We start from the raw sequence: 22,198 nt of genomic DNA on the forward strand, positions 1-22,198 counted from the left end.
GAAGCCTCAGACTCAGCATTACTCAGCCCTCCCGGTGGTTTATCTCGAACCGTTCGTCTGCACTTTGTATTGTCTCCATCCGATGGGCGATCACCACCCGGGTCATGCTCGACATCTTCACGGCCGCATTGACGCGCCGCACACACTCGAGGTCCAGATGGCTGGTTGCCTCATCCAGCACCAGCAGACGAGGGCGGCGATACAGCGCCCGAGCGAGGATCACTCGCTGCTTCTGCCCTCCAGACAGGCTGGAGCCCATGTCGCCTGCCAGAGTTCTGTAGCCCATTGGCATCGCCTCGATATCGTCGCTCACTGCGGCGAGTGTCGCCGCTTTCCTAGCAAGGCGAACCATCAGTTCCGTTACCTGCGCCGCACGTTGGCTTGGCGCCTGCGGCACGGCTACTGCAAGCACAACCCCGCACAAGGTGTTCGTCAGGCGAAGGAGGCCCGTGAACACAGAATGCCCACGTCCGAAGCATTCGCCAAGGTGCTAGCCTTCGCCCGCGAGCGCGGTGCCAGGTCGCCTCACACAAAGGGTAGCTGCCCCGCCTACATCGCCCCAGCGATGGTGCTGGCATTCAGCGCACGTCTGCGGGGCATCGAGGTCTGCACGCTGACTGACGTTCACCGCCTCGACCAGGGCGTGCACGGCGAACGACGGAAAGGCTCGCGTGCGTCGATCACAGAATGGAACAGCGAAATGACCGAAGCGTGGGAGACGCTGGTGACGCGGCGTGATGCGATATGGAACCGCGACGGCCGGAACTTCGCCATACCTATCCGACCTGAGAAGCGTTTTCTGCTTGTGGAGCAAACGGGAAATCCTATCGCACGATCTTCAACGTCCAGTGCCTGGCAACGGTTCATCCGTATGGCAATAAGCGAGGGCGTGATTGAGGAAAGCGAGCGGTTTTCGATGCATGGCCTCAAGCACCGGGGCGTTACCGACACCGCGGGCAACCTTGGCGACAAGCAGGACGCTGCCGGGCACAAGTCGCCAACAACGACAGGCCGCTACGATCACGGCATGCCGGTCGTGAAACCACCGCGCAGGCGCTGAATTTTCCCGACAATTCTCCCGGCGGCACAAAAGAGGCACTTGGGCGAAAGCCTAAGTGCCTGTTTTTTTATGGTGGCCCACCAGCAACCACAAAGAACCCACAAGTGCTTGATATGATTAATATTCAATCTACTTTTATCTACTTTAGACTCACAAAACGACTCACTTCGGCCGGTGCTTGAGAGGCCGGTGCGCGCTGGTTGCGTGCGACGTCGATCGGCCCCAACACTGGCAAACCGAAGGGAAGACCTAGAGAATCTTGGCCCCTTCCACCTTTACGGACAAATATGTTCGGCACAGGAGCCTTCAGGACTGACCTGCCGACGCCCACGCTCCTAGAATGCCTGGAGCGCGCCAAGGCCGAAATCGAGGTCGTATTCTCAGTACGCGGCGTCATCTTCAATCCCGGCGTCACGTTCGCTGATGAATGGGATTGGATACGCAGCGAAGGCGAGGAACGTCCTGACTACGCATCGGAATTTGATGATTGGGTCGAGCTCTTCCGCGCGAAGGGAACCCTACCTGAGGTCTATTTCATCCTTCGAGCTTCGATGAGCCTCTGGTTCGAGGCTGAAAGCGCATACCTCTCAGGCGACCGGGACCGCGCCTGGGCGGCACTCGTCCGGTGCAACTTCTTTCTCGGCATGTGCTGTTCACACGAATCCCACCGCGAACGGTCTAGCCGCGCAGGTCGCAATTCTGCCAAGCGCACGCTTCCACTTCGGGAGATGGTCTTGGAGATGCTATCCGCCATGCCCGACAAGTCACGAGCCACCAAGCAGGAAATATGGGATGAAATCGTCCCCGCCATGAGTTCTTTCGTTCCTCCTGGAGATGTTCAGGAGGGCCCACTCGATTGGGTGCGCAAATTGGGCCGCCACCCGAAAGAGCAGTACCGAGAATCATTCCATCGACGCGGAAAGGGAGAGAAGAGCAGGCACGGGAGAAGTGCTGACCCGGCGAAGCTCCTACGGACTTGGACCAACAACAACGAAGAAATACGTCAGCAGTTCTTCCGTGTGGTTGCAGGTCCATTGACCACTAGGAGAAAGAGAAGCAGTAAAGCGTAGGCTCCCCTACTCTGCAGGTCTGTCAGAGGCGCGTGGGCGACCTGGTCGATAGTCAACCGGGAGCTGCCCCTTGCCAAAGATTCGCCCGATCCCTGGCTCGTTCAATCTGGCGTAGTAGTCGGCCTTAGCAAGATAGAGAATCGCGTGTTTCAGTCGGGCCCTTTTCTCCACGTCATCGTGAGCAACCATGCCGATGCCAACACCGTTGAAGCGTTCGTAGTAGGCCTTATTGGCATTGCAGTTCCAGTAGCCCCCCTCCCCCTTAGTGATCACTTCACGCCAGTGCTCTCCAAGCATTTTCCCGATGGCAACATCTTGCCGAATCTCGTGCCCGTTGAAGAGCGCCATCACATGCACGTGATAGGACTTCGAAGGCCCGTACTCAAGCTTCCAGATGTACCCGACTAGAGAGGGGAACTTCAGGCGAAGTGCTCGGAGCCAGGCCGTCAGATCCCGCTTAACCCGCTCGGGCGCAATGGACTTCCCTTCAGGCGTCTGCCGATACTCCGCACTGTAGGCCAGATCCACTCGTACCACACAGAGGCGAGAGTAGCGCCTATAGAGCGAGTCCACGTAGTCCAATGCCGACCGGGCATTCTTCCTAGCGCTTCTCTCCTGAGCACTCAGCGCGGCAGTGAAGGAACTATGCAAAGCCTCCTTACGAATCCTGTCCACCCACTGATTGGCAGCAGCGGCATCGACATAGCCCCCGGTAATCACGTCCGCTCTGAATTCCCTGAATTCGCGAGACATGATCTCAAAGTATGGGCTGAGCTTGTGACTGGCGTAGAACTCCTCGATTGCCCAATAGTCCAGATTCTCGAGCATGCGAATTCGCTTGACGACCGGATGGATACGCAGGGCAGCGCGGCGACCCACAACTGTATACGCGAACAGCTCACCCTTAGTCCGGACCAACCCCCGCATCGCTTGATCCACCTCGATGATCTGCTGCGGGTAGCTGCGCCATGGTCCCACGACAACGCAGTCCTCACGGAGATCCAGCATTCGATCGCACCACTGGCTAATGAGGTTTTCTTCTTTTCTGTACATGCAGTTTCCAGTGCGACATACGTCGCGCTACTACATCTTCCCTGGTGGCTTGATTAGCCCTTCTTTGCCTGGAAGAACGTAGCTAGTTGTCAAGATATAGATATCCGGAACTACGCTGAACGCCACGCCCTATCGTTCAAGGCCTGGACCATCGTTCGCCCCCAAGAATTGATACCAATTCTTCGAGACCACGCGCAGTCGAGTTGGTGTCGCCTACGTAGTAGGAGCAACACGCTCAGCGATCCTGGCTTGGATCCATCCGTCCACTTCGCTCTCAACCCAAGCAATCGTGCCGGGACTCAAACGCACGGGCCGGGGGAAGGTCGGGTCATACCTCTTCGAACCCGGCTTGATGGCCGCGTAGATCGTCGAACGACCGAAGCCGGTCCTGCGTTCGACTTCCTGCCTCCTGATAAAGCGCTCAAGAACACGGTCGTGGCTGGGGGAATTCATCGTGTCGCCTCGTGCTGGAAGGGACACTCAAGCTATGCCTCAAGCTGGCAAGAGTCACGACCGTTAACCGGTTAACGTTCGTTAGCTAATGCTGGTCGTGACCAAGCTGGCACAAGGGGTTCCGGCCAGTTCGTTCCTTTTTCTCGGTCAAGTTGGTTCCATCGGTCCACTTTGGAAAGGCTTGGAAGCCCCGCTGCTGCATGACAGCGGGACGTCCAGCCAGATGGCTACCGAGATGCCTGCCCGCTGATCAAACCAGCAAGGAAGACAACCGCGAAGGCGGCCAGGTACTCGAGGGGGGAATTGGATCGTTCGATGAACACGATAGGCTCCTAGTCAGTAGGGAGACGGCATTGCGCCGGCATAGAGGAGAGGCTGGGGCCTCTCCCTATCGTGTTATAGGTTTGAACTTGGGTTGAGTGATCTCAGCTGTTCCGACCTGGCCCTCACTATGGCAGGGTGCAGCTAGGCGCGTAGGAGTACATCCATATGGGCACCCCCGAGACTGACGTTTCCCTTCTGGACGAGATCAAGGCACTTCGACAGCAAATAGCGGTGCTATGCGTCGATCTGTCAGGCAAGGACTGGCTAACCGCAGACGAGGCCGCCCACTACTGCGGTGTGTCAGTTAGCCAGTTCAATGCCCGCGCCCACGAATACGATCTTGATCCGCGCAAGTTCATGGGTAAGAAGCTCTATGCCAAGGCGGCTCTCTACCGGGCGATCTACGGCGCGAAGGCTTGGTCGCGTCCATCGGTAACTTCCGCACCAACCCTAGCTGCAACCTCCCCTGAGATGAAGGAAGCTCTTGCCCGGCTACAGCGCTATGACGAGCGCAAGGGGAAACGCTAGTGCAACCTCCCGGCAAGCTAATGACCGTTGCAGAAGCGGCTGAGCAGAGCGCGTGCTCTGCCAAGACGATACGCAGAGCCATCAATACAGGGCAACTGACGGCTGTCCGGCTCGGATCTAGTGCCAGATCGGATCGGATTCACCCCGCCGACCTAGAAGATTGGTGGCGCCGGTCACAGCACAGTCCGAGCTCAACACCCCCCAGCAGCGCCCTGGCTTGTCCCCACATGCCAAACGCAGATGAGCGCCTTGCTGCGCTACTTGACCTAAAAACGCCGCCAAGCAGCAGAAAGGGCGGTTCAAGCCTGCTACGGGAGCAAAAACGGAGTCGCTTGCGCAAGGGCACAGAACGCCAATAGAAGCCCGCAGTGGGACCATTCAGCTCAGGAATTGAATAGGCGCAACCACGACGACTTCCTCCTCATGATGTCGGAGCGATTTGCCAAGAGGAACCAGAAGAAGTCTTCAAAGTGCGGCACTAGAGGAAGATTCTCACCCTTTTCAGCCTCCTTCTGATGGGCCAGCCGCCCCATGTCATCCAAGAGGAAATGAACCGGCCTAAGAAGTTCGACCATCCGCCATACAGCAAGGTGCGAGGACTTTTTGCCAATACGCCTACGGTTGAGCTGATCAAAAACAGTCATCGGGTGGCCGGTCGCATCTAGCTCCCATGTGAAGCCATTAGGAATCCCCTGCCTATCCATAGAGTACATAAGCTGCAAAGACTGCTTTTCTCGCACGCTCCAAGGAGTGAACTCATCGTAGAGCGCAGCGCAAATTTTCCACCACTCGTACAACGGCGACTTCGACGCACTGCTAGCGTCAGATGAGGAAATTTCGTCCAGGTTGAAGTATCTGGTTGATTTAGCAAAACGAGAGAGGAACTCTACAATTTGCTCATCAACACCTACGGCGACCTTCTGTTTGGCCGAAGGTCGATAGACCTTACGCAGTTCATTGCAGGCAGTGTACAGGCCCGCGATGTCATGGCCGTAGGACTTGAGCTGACTCTTTGTGGGAGCCTTCAGATCGTTCTTGATCATGTAGTCCACAACTACCGCCAGCTTCAGAATTCTCTCAATGCCTATGGAGAGGTGGAAAAAGGCGGAATAGAAGTACCCGTCCTTATCCGCACCGAACTCGGCTTTCAAGAGCAGATCAAATCCGGATAGGATCGAATTCTTTGCAAGATGGCCCTCTTGAAGAAGCAGCGAAAACTGCTTCGAAAACCTCACGGATCTCACGACGTACGCTCTCCTCAATCAGTTCCTGGGCAGCAGAAGGGCCATCCACAGGATCAATTCCTACGGACCCGTGCAGGTGGACTGTGCTCTAGCTGCGCTGACTTGGTATCGAATGGACGACTGCATAGCGTCATCAGCCTCGACTGCGCAGGTCTGCCTGGGGTCCATCCGCGAAGCACACTTGGCCAAAGTCTCTGCCGACCTGGCCATCTCATCAGCGGCCAGCAAGAACTCACTGCAGAGACTTCCGGCCGCGGACACCAGATAGTTAGCGCGGCCGCTACTGACGCGTTCCGCATCGTCCACACTCTGCGGGCTTGTGGTGGCCGGCGCGCTGAACCTGGGCCAGTTGCCGCTAGAGCCTGCCAAGCGATATGCAGTCGGTTCTGTTGGAACCGAAGGGCTACGATGGACCGGTTGAGCATAGGTCGACGCTGAGACACTGGGCACGTATCCAGAGCCGTATGCTCCACTCGGTGGATGTAGAGCGTATGGATCCTTCTTGCCAGCCTGGCCCGTATAGGGGTTGTAGTTCCCCCGGGTCGAGTAGTTGTCCAACGTAGACCGGTTCGGAGCACTTCTATAGTGCGGGGCTACGTAGGTCCCGTCCTTCTTGACGTAACCGCTGACCCGCACGCCCCGAGCGTCGGCATGGCTTGCCCACGTCAATGCCAGCCCCATACAGAGCATCAGAAATCCTTTCACAGCGCCCACTCCCTTGCCTCTGGGATAGCCCCCATGAGGGCGTCCTGCAGCCGGCATGGCTGCCTGACCGGATGCTACCCCTCATTGGGTGCGGAGCCAATTCGTAGGCTATAGCCCCGAACCCAAGGCGATCCCGAAGCCAGGCGGGACCGTCTCCAGCCTTAAGAACTGCTCAAGACCCTCAGGACAAGATCATCACCATTCGCGAGCCATTCGTGTTCGTCGATGAACCAGGCACCACCGACTTTGCGGCCTGGCAGCTTGCCCGCGCGCAGCCAGCGCTGCAGCACCTGCATGGACGGGCGGCTGCCCTCTTCGAAGTAGCGGTCTAGCCACCGCTCGGGCGTCATCAATCTCATCGTGGCCCTGTGGCACCCCAGCATTCGCGACGAATAGAGTAGCCCCCGCGACGACCAAGGGAATGGTCACACCCTTGAGAAATCGGCATTGCTGGGTCGGAATCTCCCCTTCCATGGCCCCTTCGCCCTGAGCTTGATCTCCGCCGGCGGCCTGATCGGATTCAGTGCGGCCATCACTCGGGCCGCTCACCCGACTGGACCCAGCCGGCGGGAAACGGGGAGGTGCTGAAGCCTTGGTAGCCCTGCGAGGGAAACATTGCCGGAATAGTACGGCTGGCAGTCGCAAAGACTGCGACAAGGAGAATGAACCGCTCAGGGACCGGTCCGCGTAATGACCACTTCAACCTCCCCCCCACAGGGGCACGACGCGGATTTAATGACATTCTCGCCGTAGGATCGTTCGGTACGTAGCGAAAACACATTGGAATCTGGCCCACTCCAGCTGCCACCGGAGTAGGCGGACCCCTTCTCATGCGCAGAGGGCGTGTCAACGGTCCCGCAGGCCTTGCAGGTCAAGCGATAGTGAGTCGAGTCGATGATGCCCATACGCCCTCCGGTTGTTGAACCAGAGCATATTACTGCCACCTACGTCACGCCACTGGGGCTACGGCCTCAGCATATGCGGTCGATTTATTCAAGACTTCGGTCAGTCTCAGCCCGCTAGAGCGTGTCCTGCATTGCACCGAATGACTAGCGGTTGGCTTGCGCGCGGTACTCGCGATCTACCCGCCCCATCTCAGCTATTGCCAGGACAACGCCGACGATCGACTGCCGCTTGCGGTGGGAAACCTAGTCAACAGGATAAATGTTGTGTTCTCGCTCCCACCACACCATGTAGAAGTGGGCCTGCACAACATAGCCCCATGCCCTACACCTTTGGCCACCAAGGCGGAAACGGAAGACGGCGTCACCAAACTCTTCCAGCCCCCTGTCCAACCACCTCTCCCTGGCTTCAGAGGCTAGATCCCCGATTTCATGAGAATGATGCATCTTGTGGCCTGTGTCGGAAGTCAACTTGTCTACTTCCGCCCAGGTAAGCGCACACATATTCTTCTTACCGGGACCAATTATTTTTTCCCACTCATCAGGAGACCATTGACGTGACTCTCCCCAGCCCCATTCTCCATCGCGATCGGATTTAGTCTCACACCAGCTAACACGCGCGCCAAAGCGACTGGTATTACCCGAAGCGCCCTGCGGAACAACAACTTCACTCAGCTTCAACCGCTCCAAGTGAGGCGCTAACCGTGGCTCAAATTTTGCACGTACCGAGCTTGCGACGCGCGGCTCTCGCTCGGGGTCTGCGTCCGCAAATCTGCGAACTCTCTCCTGCTCGAAACGCTCCGACTTCAGCGCCTTCCTTAGCTCTCTCGCTTCACGCCGGCTGACCATTAGCTCTAGAGTGACCCGTAGTACTCAGCAATTGCTGCCTTAGAGATGAGAGCCTCCGAACGCTCCCCAATTTCAGTATCACCGCGAGCGTCGAGCCAAGGCCGTTCGCTGTGCGTCAGGTTACTTAGCCAGTGCCCCGACTTCTCCCCGTAGAAACCTAGCACTTTGTCAATGTTGTCAACCACATTCCCGCTGACGTCCTCCGCATCTGCGAACAAGGAGCTATCAACCAAGAACATCCCTCTATGTTTGGCATAAAGCTCGGGGACAACAGGGCCATTAGCCCAAGCCTGGAAGTCCTCCTCAAAAAGCGGCTCCTCCTCCCAAACCATGTGCCACGCTTGTGCGTAAAAAACCAGCTTCTGAAGCTTCATTGCTGAAACTTCGCCGGTTCTTTCTAGAATGAACTTGGCGACAGAGAAAACGCTGTTCATGGACCTAACCCTAAGATTTGTTGCATAGCCTACAGCGACCAATTCTCACTGCAGATGAGACAGAAGATGATCAGTATCGACTATTCGAGGATCACGGGCTGAGACTGAGCGCGAGGCTACAGATTGGAGGGAGCCGCTGGGCACCCCACCGGGCTCTCCTCTGAGCACCGTACCGGCACGGCGCTGCTCAGGCGCCTCCGGGTTGAGCAGCCATCGGCTCCGGATCCGGCAAGGTCAGGATGCCCGCCCTGCGCGGCTGGCGCCATCGGGCAAACTCGCCTTATCGGGTAAGGCTGTCCCTACATGCTCTGGGCACGTCCGGTCGGGCTACCAACCGGCCATGTGCGGCCGGTTCGCCTCTCTACCGGGCCCCTAATCGTCAGATCGGCCCCAGGTCCTTCACGACCGCCTGCCCCTTCTGCAGGAACCCCGCCAAGACGCGTCCACCGGCCACCTTCCGGCCCATCTGCTCGTTGAGGTAGCTGGCCTGAAGCCTTGAATGGACCACCAGTTCCGTCTGGGCCATGCTCGGCGTCACAGCCTGGAGGGGCTCGCCTGGCGCCGCCAGCTGGCCACTGATCGGCTGGACCACGCAAGGGCGTTGACTGTCGCTCTTGGCATACGCGGTGGCCATCATCCGGCCATTCTTCGGCGACCAGCCGCCCAGCACCAGCTCGGTCCCGAGCTGATCGAGCGGCAAGCCGGCCTCGGCCGCCGCCTTCTCGTAGTTCGGCCAAAGTTGGTCCACTACCAACCCCAACTCGGCAGATAGCTGCTCCATCGTAAAGTCCGCCCGGAAGCTGGCCTGCAGGGTCAGCTCGTAGATGCGCAGGAAAAACTGGGTAGAGCCTCGCGTAGCCAGCATCAGGTTGTGCTGAGGGACAAGCAAGAGCTTCGCCCCGGCGGAATGGGCACCGGTTAGGGCATCCTCGGCCAGGGTATCCACCGCAACGACGAGATGGTCACGAGTAAGGAGGACGTTGAGGATGCTCATTGGACAAGTCCGTTGGACTGCGCAGACTATGGATTGCTCCTTCGCACCTGTCCATCATCCACTATGACGACAACAACAGAGAACATCCTTGAGCGCCTGCTGGCGTGCGAGGCACAACTTGAGGCACAGCGTGGCTATTTGAAAGCGCTGGAATATGGCCTTCGAGCAACTGTGATTTCCCATCCCGATCCAAGCGAGTTGTCTCGCACCTGGAGCGCGTTGCCTCCAGGAATTGCGGAGAAGCACACCGATGATGGCGGCCCGGTATTCGCAGCCGCCATCACACAGGTATTGATGTTGTTGACCGAGCAAATCGATGAAGCATCCAGAAATCTTGACCGCAGTTGATCTAGCTCCTAATCGCTAGTGATCCTACTCCGTCTTAGTACCAGGCCCCTTAGGCACCGTAAGGTCGTAAGCAATGCACGCGGCTTGCATGATTCCCAATGCTGCGTACCTCTTTTCGTCAGGCTCAGTGATGTTGGACGCTGTAGGAAGCTGTATGCGGATGGTCTCGGCGATCTTGGCCCTCTCCGAGACTGTAGAGCTACCGCTGAATCCCGTGTCTTCCAGGGCCCTTCCCGCCAATCCAGCCGCACCAGCCATCCCACTTAGGCCCGCAATTGCGCCTGCGTGTTTAGCCGCGTTTGCGGCAGTGAGTGCGGGCGCTATGACAGAACCAGCGATTAGACCAGCACCGTAGACCCAGAACGACGTTCTGCGCTGCCGGACCGCCCGAGCTTCCATTGTCTCCAACTGCGCCTTGCAGTGCTTGAGCACATCTGCGGTGGCTTCATCCAAGAGCTTCGCACGATCTTCCTGCGTGATGGACTTGTTCCTCGGCACACCCAAAGAACGAAACTGAACACCTTCAGTGGTTGCGCAACCCGCGCATAGAGCCACGGCAACCACTATCAAGCCTGGTAGCTTCATATGATTCCCCCTGTGGAAACAGACGGCGTTGCACCGCCTGCCGGCGATTTCTACCACACAAGGGCTACCTCCGCAAAAGCGCGGGGCCAGAAAGGATTTTTGTGAAATGTAAAACCCCGCCGGAGCGGGAATTTCTTACTCCTGATCTAGCCCAGGCAGAGGGATCTGAGTTAAGGCGCGCCTGTGGTCTAGGACTTTGATGACGTCATAGTCAGTCTTGGCCCCGCTATCGGTCTGCCACTGGGTGACCTTAACTTCACAGATCAGAACGTCGCCCTTAGAGAAAGAGATGTCATTGGTATTGACTCCGGCCAAGAAAGCTTGATCAAGGATTCTGGCACTGATGGTGGACGAACCGTCTGACAACCTCCACTTATTCTCCTCTTTGAACGCAAGAGAGACAATTGAGAATGCCATAGTGCGGACGTCCTCAATCAATAGGATGTCCTCCCCAGAGGGAGTAGCGAAATACATCCGCTCTGAGTCGAGCACTATGAGATCTATGTCTTGATTGATGCCAACAGCGAACACCTCTATTCCATCTTGGTCAAGAGGAGCTAGAACTCTATCAAGTGCGCGGCGAACATTTCTATCACGCAACAGAATGAGTACATCCTGTTCTACTTCAAGATACTCGTCGTCACACTTAATGACGGCACGACCCTCTTCCGTCATCGTCACCTGTGATACGGATCTGCCTCTGATCCACTTCAGCGTAGACGCTAAGCTGCTACGGCCCTTTGCATAGACAAACCCTAGTGCGCCCAGTATCGCAAGCGTGTTCGCTATTGCGGTGGCGTTCTCGCCAGCAAAGATGTCCCTTATAGCCTTTATAAGATCTACCGCAGTGACAAAGTCAATGTTGAAGCTTCCCGTTTGGAAAGAGCCCCGGACATTGACCTTTGCCTTGGCTTTATCCCCATGCAGTGCCTTTACACTCGCATCGAGAAGATCTGCCATGGCCATCAGAGCAGGCGCAAGATCACGCGCGTCCATTTGATGGGACGCAAGTGCCCGGCCGTCGTAGGTGACTCGAAAATCTGTCATGCCTTCCATGCTACCGCCTTCCGTTCTCAACAGTTGATTCAGTCAGCCCATCTGCCAATCAGCAGATGCTACCGGGCAACAGGCCAGCAGGCCAGCAATCCTGCTCCGCTTCTTCACTATTGCGGTCGTCCGCATCGACCCGAATGCCGGAAGGCCTGACAAAACTCGGTCAACGGGGGCACCAGATCAAGCTCCAGACCTAGGCCATACTTCTAGCCTTGGCAAGAGAGGCCGCCTATCGGGCTAACTGGTCGGCCGGCCACGACCCGCGCACTGCGCTTGGAACTCTACCTTTCCCCATCCGCATGGTCAGGGCACCACTCAGGGCTGAATAGTGCCCAGAGAGCCCGGTGTAAGTGGAAATGGACATCAGACTCCCGGCAGAGCGAAGCTGGCCTGCATCGTAGAAGTCATTGGGGATCTCCAACCTCGCTGTCCCCGCATCCTTGCTCCAGAGCCGGATGATCTGCCCGAACTCTCGCAACTCGGCATACATGGTCGCGGGCACATCATCCCCACCGTCTGCAGAGATTTTCCCTTCGCAGACCAGCACGTACTCATCAGAACCATACCGAGCCAGAAGGAAGCCGGCGAGGCCGAGAGCTGCAGATAAGGCGACAACAGAGCCAATGGACCACGCCAGTGCAGGTAGCAGTGCACGCCACAGCGCCCCCACGCGGCGGCTTACCGCCATAGAGCCGGTTGTTCTTCTCGCGCTCGGCTTGGGCGGCTAGCCAATCGGACTTACCCATACCGTCTCCTCAATGGGCGGATGGCAGCAACGGCCTACTGAGCGGCCGGGCCAGTCATCACTTCATGCCGGGCAGTGCCCCAAGCCAGTTGTTGAACTGTTTGCTGTCTCGCCCCGCCATCTCGTGCGCGAAGACTCTTGCAGCCTCAATAGACTGAGCCAGGATCTCCTCGAAAGAAGGTCCCTCCTGCCGGGAAATCGCTTGCGCTGCCGCCGCCGCATAGATGTGGGCGATTAAAGCATGGTCGGGTTGGCTCGCATTGCTCATCACCATCTCCTTGGCCGCCCTGGCCAATCCAGGGCCTCAGGACATCCTATCAGGGCCCATGCCCCCCTCCGACCTTTAGAGCCTGACAAAACTCAGTTGATTGGATCGGTCCTGTAGGCATAGTGACTGTCCACCATGACCAGCGCCGTGGGGCCTACAAAGGCGACTACCAGACCACAGGAGCATTCCTCGCCGACCTCCCCGGGACACCCATCCTCATGGAGGAAGTAGTGCCGATCAATCCTACGGATGAGGTCCTTGGCCAGCCCAGCGCGCGTAATCAGGTCCACGTAGTCCAGCTCTCCCTCTGCCGGGGGGACTTGGGGGGCATCACAAAGCAACATGGAAGCGCTCCTTTTAGGGACACCATAAATTGGAAGTTGGGCCGACCTAGGCCCTCCCGCTCGCATCGCGCGCACGCGTAAAGGCGTCGGAAAATTCCGAAGATCCGGCCGGCCTCGCGCGCGTGCGCGTACTGGCCTCTAAACTCCGGGGGGGGGGGGCGGTTGGCGGGCTTGCGCGCGTAGAGGCGTCCATTAATTCCAGCGCCCTCGACGATGGACCGATCCCAGCCTGATAACTCATTGATTTTTAAGCACTGCACAAAACTGTGGCGCGTGATGACTCCTGCATTAGCACCTGACTTCCCGGAGCACAGCGGCCAACTGACGGAGGGCCTTCCGCTCCCCGCCCTTCCAGGCGTTCCTAGCCGCCTTAGCCTTTCCTTCGACGCTTCGCGGGCCGGTCGCCTGCTCCCACGGTCGCCAGTCCTGGATTGCCCGCGCCTGCCGCCGGCGCCGCTCTGGGGTCCAGCCATTGCGCATCTGAGATCTCCTCCAATAGTTCGTTCCGCCGACTTTTTGTTTCCGCGCGCCCGGTCTCTTCCGGGACCGGCCCGGGACTTTCCGGGGCAAGGTTGTTCACCTGCTGGTGGCCACCGGCAATATTGGCCTGCTTCACGAATGCCACCGCTCTCGGGTTCTTGATCTCGGCCAGGGTCTCTAGGGTCGTCCGGCACTGGGACTGCGCCTTCAGGGCCAACCGCATGTAGGTCTCCATGGCGCCCATGTGCTCCCCCATGTTGAGGGCCGCTCGACGGCTCATCTCCAGGAAGACCGCATTCAGGGCAATGGCTTGACTGGTCAGCAGCCTATCGGCTTGGTCGGTCTCGCCCTTGGCGGCACGCCCTACTGCCGCCCGGGTCGACTTCACCAGCTCGTTCAGCTCGTTCCCGCCGGCCACCCCGGAGTGCTGCGCAAACAGCAGGCTGACGAAGGCGTTGCTGGCAATGCCCTCAGCAATCAACCCGGCCGACTTCTCCTCTAGGGTCTGCCCCTTCTCCAGCGGCACATCGAGCTTCGCCTCGCGTTGGCTGGCGCCCTCGGCGGGTTGGTTCTCTTTGCTCATGGGGTTCAATTCCTCTATGCAGGGGGGGGGCGCCCTGCTGGTGCTACGATTTGGCGACTCAAGGAGGAGCTATGAACACCAGATGCCTGCGGAGACTGACTACTCCCGCTCTGACGGCGGCCTCCTTCGCTCTGCTATTCGCCCTCACGGGCTGCGAGCGAGACTCCTGCAAGGAATACTCTCGATTCACCTGCAAGCAGCTTGAAACTCAGACCTTCAACGTCTACTACTACGAAGGCAAGGAGCCACCTGCGGAGCCGAATGAGCTGTTCCTTGGCACGGCTGTTGGGCTAGAACAGTGCGGAGCCATTGCCTGGGATGCCGCGCAGGCTAGAAGAAGAGACAGCACGGAGGACTGGTCTTATGTCTGCTGCCTGCAGACTGACGAGTCATCATGCGCTGAGAAGCATCGATGACCGGAAAATCACGCAGCCCATGGAGTGACCAGATGAGCAAGGGAAAGTTCGACCTCTCCAACATCGGCGGCCAGCCGAAGGATTGGCTCCAGCGAGAGCATGAGAAGGAAGTCGCCTCCAGCTCGATTGATGGCTGGAAGGTCTTTCTATCGATTGCGCTAGCTCTATCTCTGTTGATTGCTGGCATTTGGTTGATCGCTTCGGACCTGCTCTTCTAGAGCCTTTGCAATCTCCTCAAGATCAGTATCACCAGCTGCTGCAGCTTGCTTTTGAAGCAGGATCGCCTGCGGGATTAGCGCGCCCTTTGGCATGTTCGTTTGCTGCGCGAGCCACTTGACGGCAATTGGGCTGGTCAAGAGGCGAGATACCACATTTGCAGACGCGCCGCCCAATGCAACTCCCGTTGCCGTCCTGAAGTGACCGCTGCCAAGAGCGTTTAGCAGCCCAACCCAATACGCAATTGCTGCAACCTTGTCACCGCTCCCAGACGGGTTCGCATAGACCTTGGCTCCCTGCTTGATGTTGTTGGCAACCTTGGCGACTTGGTTCATGGACTCCTTGAAGTCCTTGCCATAGCGACCGAACAGCACCGCCTTAGCCTCCTCACTCAGGTCATTCCAGTTGCGCATGAAAGTGGACGAACTGAAAACGTCGCCTTCTACGTTCTGATTCCCCGGAGTGGCTAGCCCCATCCGCTTGATTACGGCTGCAGAAACCGCCTTTTGCTCTTCCTTCGGAAGCGAGTACATAACGGCACGAAGAGTGGTTGCCCCGTCCTTGGTTCCAGACATAGCCGCCTGGTAGACCTTCTCCGGTCCTCCCTTCTTGTCCAGAACACGCTGGACCAGGTCATTCCTTTCAGCCACGTTCCTTGTGTAGTTGTTCGCCCTCGCAGCGGCTTTCACTGCTGCAGGACCGTTATTCTTCGCCGCAGCCAGCATGTCCTCCGACAATGCGGAATAGACCTTGTTCAACTCTTGCAAGTCAGTGGATGGATTGAGCGGCGACGAACGTCCGATCTGCTCGCCAATATCGGTACGGATACGCTTCAGGGCCTCATACGGCAAGTTGCCGCCGTTCGCCTGGAGATCGGCTTCCAAGTTGTCCCGAAGCCGGATCATGCTTGGCTGGATAAGATCGCCAGTCGTCGCCTTAGCACTCGGATTGGGGGTGGTCAAACGCTGAAGCATCCGCTGCGTGTTCGCCATCGGCGTCGGCGAAGACCCCGGGATCTGCTGATCAACCGCCCAATACAACGCGCGCTTCACTGCGGTTGTATCACCCTTGAAGGCATCCATACCCCTCTCAATTGCAAGGCCAGCGTTCTCTGAGCCTGGATTGGGCGAAAGGTTGGAAGCCTTCGCATTCAGCCCTGCGCCAATCCGATCCGCCTGGTTCTCTGCAAATCGGCCAAATACGCCGCCACTGGTAGGCCCCTTGGAAAGGAGCCCCTCCAACCCCTGAACCCAGCCGGGCCCTGCGGCCTGCCCAACGGAAGGCGTGGCTCCCAGGGCCTGGAAGTCTGCAAGCGTGTTCTGCATACCTTCGCCAGAGCCGCCACGGACTGCGCCGCGAAGTGCAGCAGCACCGCCTGCTGTTGCTACTCCGGGTGCAAGACCACCAGCAAGACCGGCCAAGAGCTGGTTCTTTTGCGATGCGCCGGATTCGCGGGCGATGGACGATGCGCCAGACCCGGTGATAGCGGATGCCGTCTGTAGTCCCGGCTGTACGGTCAGGAACTCGGCAAGTTTGTTCTTGACGGGCGCCACGTATCCAGGAGTTCGTATTGCTGCGTTTCGCCCAAGGCTGGCTAGCGCATTGATCCCAGCACCAGCGCCCATAGTGAGGCCGGTTCCCGCCAGCGCTTCACCAACATCACCCAATACACGATCAGCGCCAGTCTGGGCCTTGGGGAGGCCAAGCCGATCTGCCAAAGCTGCAGCCTCTTCTCGGTACGGGCGCGACTCCTGAAGGCCCACAGCACGCGCCACTGGATTGGCGACATAGTTGTTGAAGGCGTCACCGCCGACAGCTCCTAGCAAGCCACCAGCGCCCTGCAGAGCCGAGCGAACGCCGAATGCAAAGTCACGACCGGCACCAGGCATCCAGCCATCAGCCTGACGGCCATCAGCGGTGCTGGATATGCTGGATGTCACTCCAGAGAAATCGGCCGGCGCAGGAATGCCACCGGTCACGTTTACATCCAACGGAGCCTGATCCGGCCAATTGACGGTTCTCGATGTATCGCTGTCGAAGGCCTGGCGCACCTGAGCATGCTCAGCAGCAGGCACATGCGGAGCAACAACTTCGTTCCAGTATTGATTACGAGCCTCCTCCTGCTGCTCTGGCGCAAGGGCCTGGTAGGCAGGGGAAGCGGCCACGTCAACCCATTTCTTGGCCATTGGTCAGTTCCAGAGATTGCTGTAGTTGGAAGAAGATGGCGTTGATGAAGGAGCTGCGCCTCCGTAGTGCTGGCCAGCCCCTACAGCGGGCGCTGCGCTCTGAGCCCGCTCCTCGTCCGCCAAGGACTGTTCCACCGCGGACCTCCACTTCTTGTAGTGTGTCTTTACACGCTCAATGTTGTCTCTGATCTGAGCCTCAGACTGATTGGGATCGAGGTTGGCAATCGTTGATTGCAGCGCAACCAGCTCCTGTACCGCGATGGCGCCGAGCGCACCGCCCGTGGGCGACGAATCGCGCATCTGCTGCAGCCTGTCGAAGCCAAGGTTGGCCTTGATGGTTTCCAATTCTGCAGCCAGGTTGTAGGAGGGGCTCCCCTCAACGCCACGAGAGCGAGCGCCTACGAAGCCAGTCGAATATGGGCTTACTAGACCGAGCGCCTTGTCCAGAGACGTTTCCACGTTCCCGGCGGCAGTCAGAGCCTGCCTGTACTGCTGGATTCGCTTCGGGCGCTGTGCTGCGTCCTTGGCCTGTGCTTCCGCCGCTGCTGTTCCGGCTGCCTGAGTGATCGCCCCCTGAGTCTTCACATCCTGCAGCTGACGCTCCTGATTGAGCTTGTTCGGGAAGTTGGCGTTCTCCACATTCGTCGTAGCCTGCGCAGTACGCGCAGCCTGATCTTCGGGACTGCGGCCAACTGCAAGTGCCGGATTGATATTGTTGGATGCGCCACGGGGGAGCTGCAGGTGGATGTGATCGCCCTCATCGATGGCGTGATAGCCAAGCTGGCGCGCACGAGAGAGGAATGCCGGTTTGAGGTTGTTCGGGACGGTGTAGTCTGCAGCCGTGCCAGTGAGATGCTGACTGTTGGGCTGACCCCCGACCTGGGCATTCCGTTCGGCAGAGCGCACACCGCTGGTCATGGTCACAGACGGGAATTCAGTCGCCAATTGGCTGAATGCCGCGAAGTGATTGCCGTCTGCCGGAGTAGCTACAGGCTGCGGACTAGTCGGGGCTTGCGGAGCAGTGCCCATCCCAGTAATGCCGCCCAGCGGCACAAATTCCCCAGTGGACTCGTCGTACACCTCACGCGATCCCGTACGCGGGTTATTCCGGCCCATGCGCTTAAGACCGTCCGCTCCTTGGAATTCGAAGAATCCATAACCAGCGTTGGAGGCTCGTCCTTTCAAGCCAAGCTGGATCTGGCGTGCCTCTTCCTTCTGTTCCGGCGACAGCCCTGTAGTCATCATTTCGAAGGAGCGAACATCGGTAGGCGTTTGACCGCTGATGTTTGGGGTGTTGTTCGCTACCGAGAGGACCTGCTCAACGATGGGCATCACCGTAGTGGCATCGAACTGGTCGGGGATCTCTGCGCCGAAGTTCCTTTTGAGGTAAGGAACTGCGCTGCGATAGATACCCGCCTGCATCTGAGGGCTGTTGGCGTACTGCTTCAGGGATTTCGCCAAACCAATCAGCTTCTCGTGCTGACGGCCTCCTTCAGTCTGATAGGCCTGCGCGGTCTTCGGATCAAGGGCGAACGCCCGATCGGTCGCGGGCAAATCTCCCGCGATGACCTTGGGTGCCAGCTGCTGCAACTCTGCCAGCATGTTGCGCTGCGTGACTGCCTTTTGGCGCTCAAGACCGTTCTGCATGCCTTGAGCAAAAGATTCATAGAAGGTGGCCATTAGATTCGGGAGCTCCGCCTGTAGTCGCTTGGCTGCGAGTGGGAAGGGGCGCCTGGCGCGCCTTCATCGGAAAAAAAAGAAGGCGGCAGCTCTCGGGGGCTGCCGCCTGGACCCGCCCTTGGGGGGACGTGGGGTCCTACTAGATAGGTCGGGATCTGGGTGTTTCTGACTCCCGCGTCCACCTAGGTCTAATGCCGTCCATTCACGAATGAATTCGACCTTGGTCATTTGGATTGCTCGCCTCACCTCGCCCTTAACGTCGATGTAGGTAACGGACGCAATATTGCGTCGGTTGAACTCCCTATCGCGATCCAGTCTGTCGTAGGCCCTCAAGACAACGCTGCGGCGCTTCTGTCCCTCACTCGCAAGCGCTCCCCATGGCAGCGGCGACTCTCCGGCTGGCGCGACTCAGCCATTCAAGCAGGCGCCTCTCAGCCGACTGGACCTCGGTACGAAACCGTTGTTCTTGGAGGGCCTGGCCTTTCGCCGACTCCCGATAGGACCGCTGAGGCCGACTCACCAGCAATCTCCGCGCCGCCTCCAACGCAGCCCACTCCGGATGGCCGCATGCAGTCATGTGCATACAGACCAACGGCCAGCGTCTCTCGTCACCGATGGCATACAGCATCAGCCAGGCAGCAAGTGGACCGTCCAGTTGCGCGTCCGTCAGTGCATGCAGCACCAGCCTGCCCGGCCCCCTGACAGGCGCGGCCGTAAGCGAGCCCTGCGTCTTCCAGCTCCGTAGCTGGCGAGTACGATCAGCCGCAGCCGACGAGCGCATCATTGCCAACTGATCAAAATCCAGCACCGCTTGGCGATCCCTCGGGCTGAACCTATCCAGCGCTTGCTTGCGAGCCGCCGCCTGCGTCGGCAGGTACTTGGATGCGGCCTGCTCAATCGAGTGCACCCGATGGATAGGCAGGTACGCACCGTCATCCGGGCAGCACTCCTCGCTGGGACTCCGCCTCGTCGCATGCCGGATTGCGGGCCGTGTTGGCACCCCGAAGCCAAACGCACCAGCGATGCTCCTCACAACCAAATCGACTGTCTCGTTCTCCAGCAGCACCATCTCCAAGTACCGCTCATGTTCTCGAGATGCCATGGTCGGCCTCCCAGCACGACCCGTCCGCCAGACGGACTACTCCGCCTCGCGAACCGGTTCGCGCTTCTACTTGGAGGCATCCAGAAACGACCGCCGTGGCCTGAAGCCCTAAAGCCAATGCCTTGAAGCAAGAAGAGCACGCTCCGCTTGGTATATATCTAGAAGGGTGTACACATAGCGACCTCGGGGCACTGTGGATAACCGCCTGACTGGCCTGCATTGCGACCTCGTAGGTCTCTATGTGGGCCAACTCAAAGCGGGATTGGCCTGCATAGCGACCACATTGGCCCACATAGCGACTACCCATTGCGATTCCTCCACAGATTCGGTGGAGTTACGGTCGCTGGCTCAAGGTGCTTTTCGGACTCATCGACGGCGTAATAGGTCAGCGCATACAGGCTGCACATGTTCTTGCCACCTTTGCGCGTCTCGATGATCCAGCCTGCGGCGAGGAGCTCAAGCTTGGCGCCGTGCACGGTCGCCTTGCTCCTCCAACCACGGGTCGAGAGCATCGACCAGGGGATGCTCAAATCGCCGTTTTTGCCAGGCCTGTACTGCCGGGCCAGTTCCAGCAGCAGCTTTACGGCGTTACCAGATAGCTGGCCGAACTCCGGCGAGTCGGAAATCCTGTGCTCAAGCATCAGGAACGGCGCGCCCTTCGACCGCCCTACGAGCTTCTGGCGCCGCCTGTCAGTGTTCTTCTTGGGTTGCGCCTGGCCATAGCTTGCGCCGCCCTCTGGAGACCGCTGGGCGCGGTCTTGGCTTGTACTGTGCATGTGCCCCCCAAGGGCAAGGAACACGGCCTCAGCCGCGCTTAGGACGTTTAGTTCTGCAGGTCGTCCCTGCATCCACGTGACGCCAAGTCTTCTTCTGGCGGATGCACCTGATAGTTGAACTATTCACGCCGTAGCGGCGCGCCCAAACCTTGGTTGGAACGATTCCAACCGTACGCAAGACCGCCTCAACCTCTGCAACGCTGAGCTTGCACTGGGAGGAGGGGCTGCCGAACTTGGCTATGTTCCGTGCGCGTTGAAGGCGGCGATTCTCCGAACCAGTCACCAATTGCAGGTTGTCCAGCCTGTTGTTCGACGAATCACCATCGAGGTGGTCCACCTCCATCCTCTTGGGTACAGGACCGTGGACGGCCTCCCACACGAGCCTGTGGGCATACCAGGTTGTGCAGGAACCACCTGCCCGGCGGTGAATGACCCTGATGTACCCGTCACGGTATCTCCGGCCTACTGTCCGCCCGCAGGCGCTCCATAGCTCCCCAGTACTCGGCGAGACGAGGAGACCGCTGGCGCAATGCAATAGCCTGTCAGTCGCGCTAGGAAGCATTTGAGGCCTCCCAACCGATCTGCTGAGAGCTGCACCAAATGGCTGCATGCTGCTCAAGGAGAGGCTTGCGCTCACGATATGGCCTGCCCTGCCCGATCCACACCGCGTTCTGCATCCTGAGCTCTTGCTGCAGCTTGAGCTGGTTTGTGGAAAGCGAGTCCTCACAGACGCCGCCAAAGACCCCAGTGATGCAGTGATTCACGAGTCGATGCTCGGTGGCGTAGTCGTAACCCTTCGGGTCCCGGCCCAGCCCAACTAGCGTGTCGTGCAGGATCCGGCACATCACGGTGCCTGCAACGCGCTTTGCCATTGCCGCATCCTGCCTAGTGCCATTCGAGAGGAATGCCGCCGCGAGAACGTCGGCCGCCTGCTCCTGGAACAGAATCACTCGCTCCCTGATGGCAGCCTTCACCTTGTTAGGGTTCACTGTGGCCAGCCAGAACGGGAGCCTAGACAAGGGCAACGCCTGCATCTGGCGACCTTTGCCATCACCGGCAACCATCCCCCTTAAGGCAGACAGTTGCCGGGCCAACACGGGGTGAGATTTCAGCTTCTCGAGCTGCTTGGACCAATCCAGCCCCATGCCTTCCACGATGGGCCGCATGGCCACAAAGGGTTGTCCCTGATGGAGACGGCCGATGAGTTCGGCACCGTGGAAATCGACGTGCACGATTCCAGTGGCCATTAGGCTGCCCTCCCCTCTTCACAACGGGAGTCGATCCAGCACCGCACCGCCTCCGAGTCCCAGGCAGACAAGCGGGCAGCCACTCGAATCGGGCGGGGAAACCGGCCTTCCTTCGCCATCTTGTAGATGAGAGAGCGGGACATGCCGCAAGCGGCGATCACCTCTGGCAGGCGCATTAGGGTTCGGCCCTGAGCGGCCACGCGCCCAAGCCGGATAGCATCGGAGGTCATACCGAGGTCTCCTTATGCTGAGCCCACGCCCGGCGAGCCGTGTCCGGCACCCGGTACTCGGTGAGGGAGTAAGCGCCGTAGCTGTCACGCCTCCGAACGCTGACAGCGAGAAGGAGCCCGCGCTCGATCAAGCCCCAGGCATCCTTACGGCCGGGCTTGGTCTCGGCATGGGGGTGATCTGCGGTCCAGCCACCGAGGTCCAGCAGACGTCGCTGATCTGGGCTCAGATCGGAGAAATCGAATCCGCTCATCGCACGGCCTCCAGTCTGGAGGACAGCACTCGCTGGAGATCGACCTCAGGGATCAGGGATCGAGTTCCAATT

The 22,198-nt window shown here is 58.9% G+C and carries 18 protein-coding genes and 1 pseudogene; 4 read left to right on the forward strand and 15 right to left on the reverse strand.

What is annotated here, in order from left to right; translation table 11 throughout:
• Positions 1–55: 55 nt before the first annotated feature.
• Positions 56–331: pseudogene (locus tag ABE543_RS03230) on the reverse strand (ATP-binding cassette domain-containing protein); the annotation flags it as partial.
• Between the two features lie 234 nt (positions 332–565).
• Between ABE543_RS03230 and ABE543_RS03235 the strand changes: the two are divergent.
• Together ABE543_RS03235 and ABE543_RS03240 are read left to right on the forward strand one after the other, a co-directional pair.
• A complete protein-coding gene (locus tag ABE543_RS03235; RefSeq protein ID WP_065181630.1) occupies positions 566–1,060 on the forward strand; it encodes an integrase in 495 nt (164 codons plus the stop codon).
• 287 nt (positions 1,061–1,347) lie between these two features.
• Positions 1,348–2,130, forward strand: a complete 783-nt coding sequence (locus ABE543_RS03240) for a hypothetical protein (protein WP_346475303.1) — start codon at positions 1,348–1,350, stop codon at positions 2,128–2,130.
• A gap of 6 nt (positions 2,131–2,136) precedes the next feature.
• Here ABE543_RS03240 and ABE543_RS03245 read toward each other — a convergent pair whose 3' ends face one another.
• Both ABE543_RS03245 and ABE543_RS03250 read right to left on the reverse strand, forming a co-directional pair.
• Entirely contained in the window at positions 2,137–3,183 is a 1,047-nt protein-coding gene (locus ABE543_RS03245) for an inovirus-type Gp2 protein (protein ID WP_171956545.1), read from the reverse strand.
• A 213-nt stretch (positions 3,184–3,396) separates the two neighbouring features.
• Complete coding sequence (locus tag ABE543_RS03250) at positions 3,397–3,636, reverse strand: AlpA family phage regulatory protein (RefSeq protein WP_171956544.1); 240 nt, start codon at positions 3,634–3,636, stop codon at positions 3,397–3,399.
• Between the two features lie 489 nt (positions 3,637–4,125).
• On the opposite strand from ABE543_RS03250, the gene ABE543_RS03255 reads away from it, so the two are divergent.
• The gene (locus ABE543_RS03255; RefSeq protein ID WP_171956543.1) at positions 4,126–4,488 is read left to right on the forward strand and encodes a hypothetical protein; all 363 of its coding nucleotides are present in this window, start codon (positions 4,126–4,128) and stop codon (positions 4,486–4,488) included.
• 383 nt (positions 4,489–4,871) lie between these two features.
• Here the strand turns inward: ABE543_RS03255 and ABE543_RS03260 are convergent, their stop codons facing one another.
• From ABE543_RS03260 to ABE543_RS03275, 4 genes are all read right to left on the reverse strand, one after another.
• Positions 4,872–5,639 carry a hypothetical protein gene (locus ABE543_RS03260; RefSeq protein ID WP_346475304.1) on the reverse strand — a complete coding sequence of 256 codons (768 nt, stop codon included), beginning with the start codon at positions 5,637–5,639 and terminating at the stop codon, positions 4,872–4,874.
• A gap of 959 nt (positions 5,640–6,598) precedes the next feature.
• On the reverse strand, positions 6,599–6,787 hold the full coding sequence (locus ABE543_RS03265) for a helix-turn-helix domain-containing protein (protein ID WP_239498887.1): 189 nt from the start codon (positions 6,785–6,787) through the stop codon (positions 6,599–6,601).
• Positions 6,788–8,193: 1,406 nt separating this feature from the next.
• Positions 8,194–8,622, reverse strand: coding sequence for a type II toxin-antitoxin system antitoxin SocA domain-containing protein (locus ABE543_RS03270; RefSeq protein ID WP_329855314.1), 429 nt, complete (start codon positions 8,620–8,622; stop codon positions 8,194–8,196).
• A gap of 379 nt (positions 8,623–9,001) precedes the next feature.
• The gene (locus tag ABE543_RS03275; protein ID WP_139727748.1) at positions 9,002–9,616 is read right to left on the reverse strand and encodes a hypothetical protein; all 615 of its coding nucleotides are present in this window, start codon (positions 9,614–9,616) and stop codon (positions 9,002–9,004) included.
• Positions 9,617–9,679: 63 nt separating this feature from the next.
• Between ABE543_RS03275 and ABE543_RS03280 the strand changes: the two genes are divergently transcribed.
• Positions 9,680–9,964, forward strand: a complete 285-nt coding sequence (locus ABE543_RS03280; protein WP_346475305.1) for a hypothetical protein — start codon at positions 9,680–9,682, stop codon at positions 9,962–9,964.
• 720 nt (positions 9,965–10,684) lie between these two features.
• Here the strand turns inward: ABE543_RS03280 and ABE543_RS03285 are convergent.
• The 8 genes from ABE543_RS03285 to ABE543_RS03320 form a co-directional block, all read right to left on the reverse strand.
• The gene (locus tag ABE543_RS03285) at positions 10,685–11,605 is read right to left on the reverse strand and encodes a hypothetical protein (RefSeq protein ID WP_346475306.1); all 921 of its coding nucleotides are present in this window, start codon (positions 11,603–11,605) and stop codon (positions 10,685–10,687) included.
• Positions 11,606–12,405: 800 nt separating this feature from the next.
• Complete coding sequence (locus ABE543_RS03290; protein WP_139727754.1) at positions 12,406–12,615, reverse strand: hypothetical protein; 210 nt, start codon at positions 12,613–12,615, stop codon at positions 12,406–12,408.
• 714 nt (positions 12,616–13,329) lie between these two features.
• Entirely contained in the window at positions 13,330–14,022 is a 693-nt protein-coding gene (locus ABE543_RS03295) for a hypothetical protein (protein ID WP_346475307.1), read from the reverse strand.
• Between the two features lie 580 nt (positions 14,023–14,602).
• Entirely contained in the window at positions 14,603–16,840 is a 2,238-nt protein-coding gene (locus tag ABE543_RS03300) for a hypothetical protein (protein WP_346475308.1), read from the reverse strand.
• Positions 16,841–16,843: 3 nt separating this feature from the next.
• Positions 16,844–18,520, reverse strand: coding sequence for a D-Ala-D-Ala carboxypeptidase family metallohydrolase (locus tag ABE543_RS03305; RefSeq protein WP_346475309.1), 1,677 nt, complete (start codon positions 18,518–18,520; stop codon positions 16,844–16,846).
• 1,401 nt (positions 18,521–19,921) lie between these two features.
• Positions 19,922–20,422 carry a hypothetical protein gene (locus ABE543_RS03310; protein ID WP_164192978.1) on the reverse strand — a complete coding sequence of 167 codons (501 nt, stop codon included), beginning with the start codon at positions 20,420–20,422 and terminating at the stop codon, positions 19,922–19,924.
• Positions 20,423–20,949: 527 nt separating this feature from the next.
• Positions 20,950–21,645: a phage antirepressor N-terminal domain-containing protein gene (locus ABE543_RS03315; RefSeq protein ID WP_154264539.1), complete on the reverse strand. Its 696-nt coding sequence runs from the start codon at positions 21,643–21,645 to the stop codon at positions 20,950–20,952.
• A 226-nt stretch (positions 21,646–21,871) separates the two neighbouring features.
• On the reverse strand, positions 21,872–22,126 hold the full coding sequence (locus tag ABE543_RS03320; RefSeq protein WP_154264540.1) for a hypothetical protein: 255 nt from the start codon (positions 22,124–22,126) through the stop codon (positions 21,872–21,874).
• Between the last annotated feature and the right edge of the window lie 72 nt (positions 22,127–22,198).

The sequence above is a fragment of the Stenotrophomonas sp. TWI169 genome, assembly GCF_039674705.1.
Taxonomy (GTDB): domain Bacteria; phylum Pseudomonadota; class Gammaproteobacteria; order Xanthomonadales; family Xanthomonadaceae; genus Stenotrophomonas; species Stenotrophomonas maltophilia_P.

What these genes read in the sequence shown, in the direction of transcription:
- ABE543_RS03235 (WP_065181630.1), top strand. Translation starts at nt 566, where the DNA reads ATGGTGCTGGCATTCAGCGCACGTCTGCGGGGCATCGAGGTCTGCACG.
- ABE543_RS03240 (WP_346475303.1), top strand. Translation starts at nt 1,348, where the DNA reads ATGTTCGGCACAGGAGCCTTCAGGACTGACCTGCCGACGCCCACGCTC.
- ABE543_RS03245 (WP_171956545.1), bottom strand. Translation starts at nt 3,183, where the DNA reads ATGTACAGAAAAGAAGAAAACCTCATTAGCCAGTGGTGCGATCGAATG.
- ABE543_RS03250 (WP_171956544.1), bottom strand. Translation starts at nt 3,636, where the DNA reads ATGAATTCCCCCAGCCACGACCGTGTTCTTGAGCGCTTTATCAGGAGG.
- ABE543_RS03255 (WP_171956543.1), top strand. Translation starts at nt 4,126, where the DNA reads ATGGGCACCCCCGAGACTGACGTTTCCCTTCTGGACGAGATCAAGGCA.
- ABE543_RS03265 (WP_239498887.1), bottom strand. Translation starts at nt 6,787, where the DNA reads ATGACGCCCGAGCGGTGGCTAGACCGCTACTTCGAAGAGGGCAGCCGC.
- ABE543_RS03270 (WP_329855314.1), bottom strand. Translation starts at nt 8,622, where the DNA reads ATGAACAGCGTTTTCTCTGTCGCCAAGTTCATTCTAGAAAGAACCGGC.
- ABE543_RS03275 (WP_139727748.1), bottom strand. Translation starts at nt 9,616, where the DNA reads ATGAGCATCCTCAACGTCCTCCTTACTCGTGACCATCTCGTCGTTGCG.
- ABE543_RS03280 (WP_346475305.1), top strand. Translation starts at nt 9,680, where the DNA reads ATGACGACAACAACAGAGAACATCCTTGAGCGCCTGCTGGCGTGCGAG.
- ABE543_RS03285 (WP_346475306.1), bottom strand. Translation starts at nt 11,605, where the DNA reads ATGGAAGGCATGACAGATTTTCGAGTCACCTACGACGGCCGGGCACTT.
- ABE543_RS03290 (WP_139727754.1), bottom strand. Translation starts at nt 12,615, where the DNA reads ATGAGCAATGCGAGCCAACCCGACCATGCTTTAATCGCCCACATCTAT.
- ABE543_RS03295 (WP_346475307.1), bottom strand. Translation starts at nt 14,022, where the DNA reads ATGAGCAAAGAGAACCAACCCGCCGAGGGCGCCAGCCAACGCGAGGCG.
- ABE543_RS03300 (WP_346475308.1), bottom strand. Translation starts at nt 16,840, where the DNA reads ATGGCCAAGAAATGGGTTGACGTGGCCGCTTCCCCTGCCTACCAGGCC.
- ABE543_RS03305 (WP_346475309.1), bottom strand. Translation starts at nt 18,520, where the DNA reads ATGGCCACCTTCTATGAATCTTTTGCTCAAGGCATGCAGAACGGTCTT.
- ABE543_RS03315 (WP_154264539.1), bottom strand. Translation starts at nt 21,645, where the DNA reads ATGGCCACTGGAATCGTGCACGTCGATTTCCACGGTGCCGAACTCATC.
- ABE543_RS03320 (WP_154264540.1), bottom strand. Translation starts at nt 22,126, where the DNA reads ATGAGCGGATTCGATTTCTCCGATCTGAGCCCAGATCAGCGACGTCTG.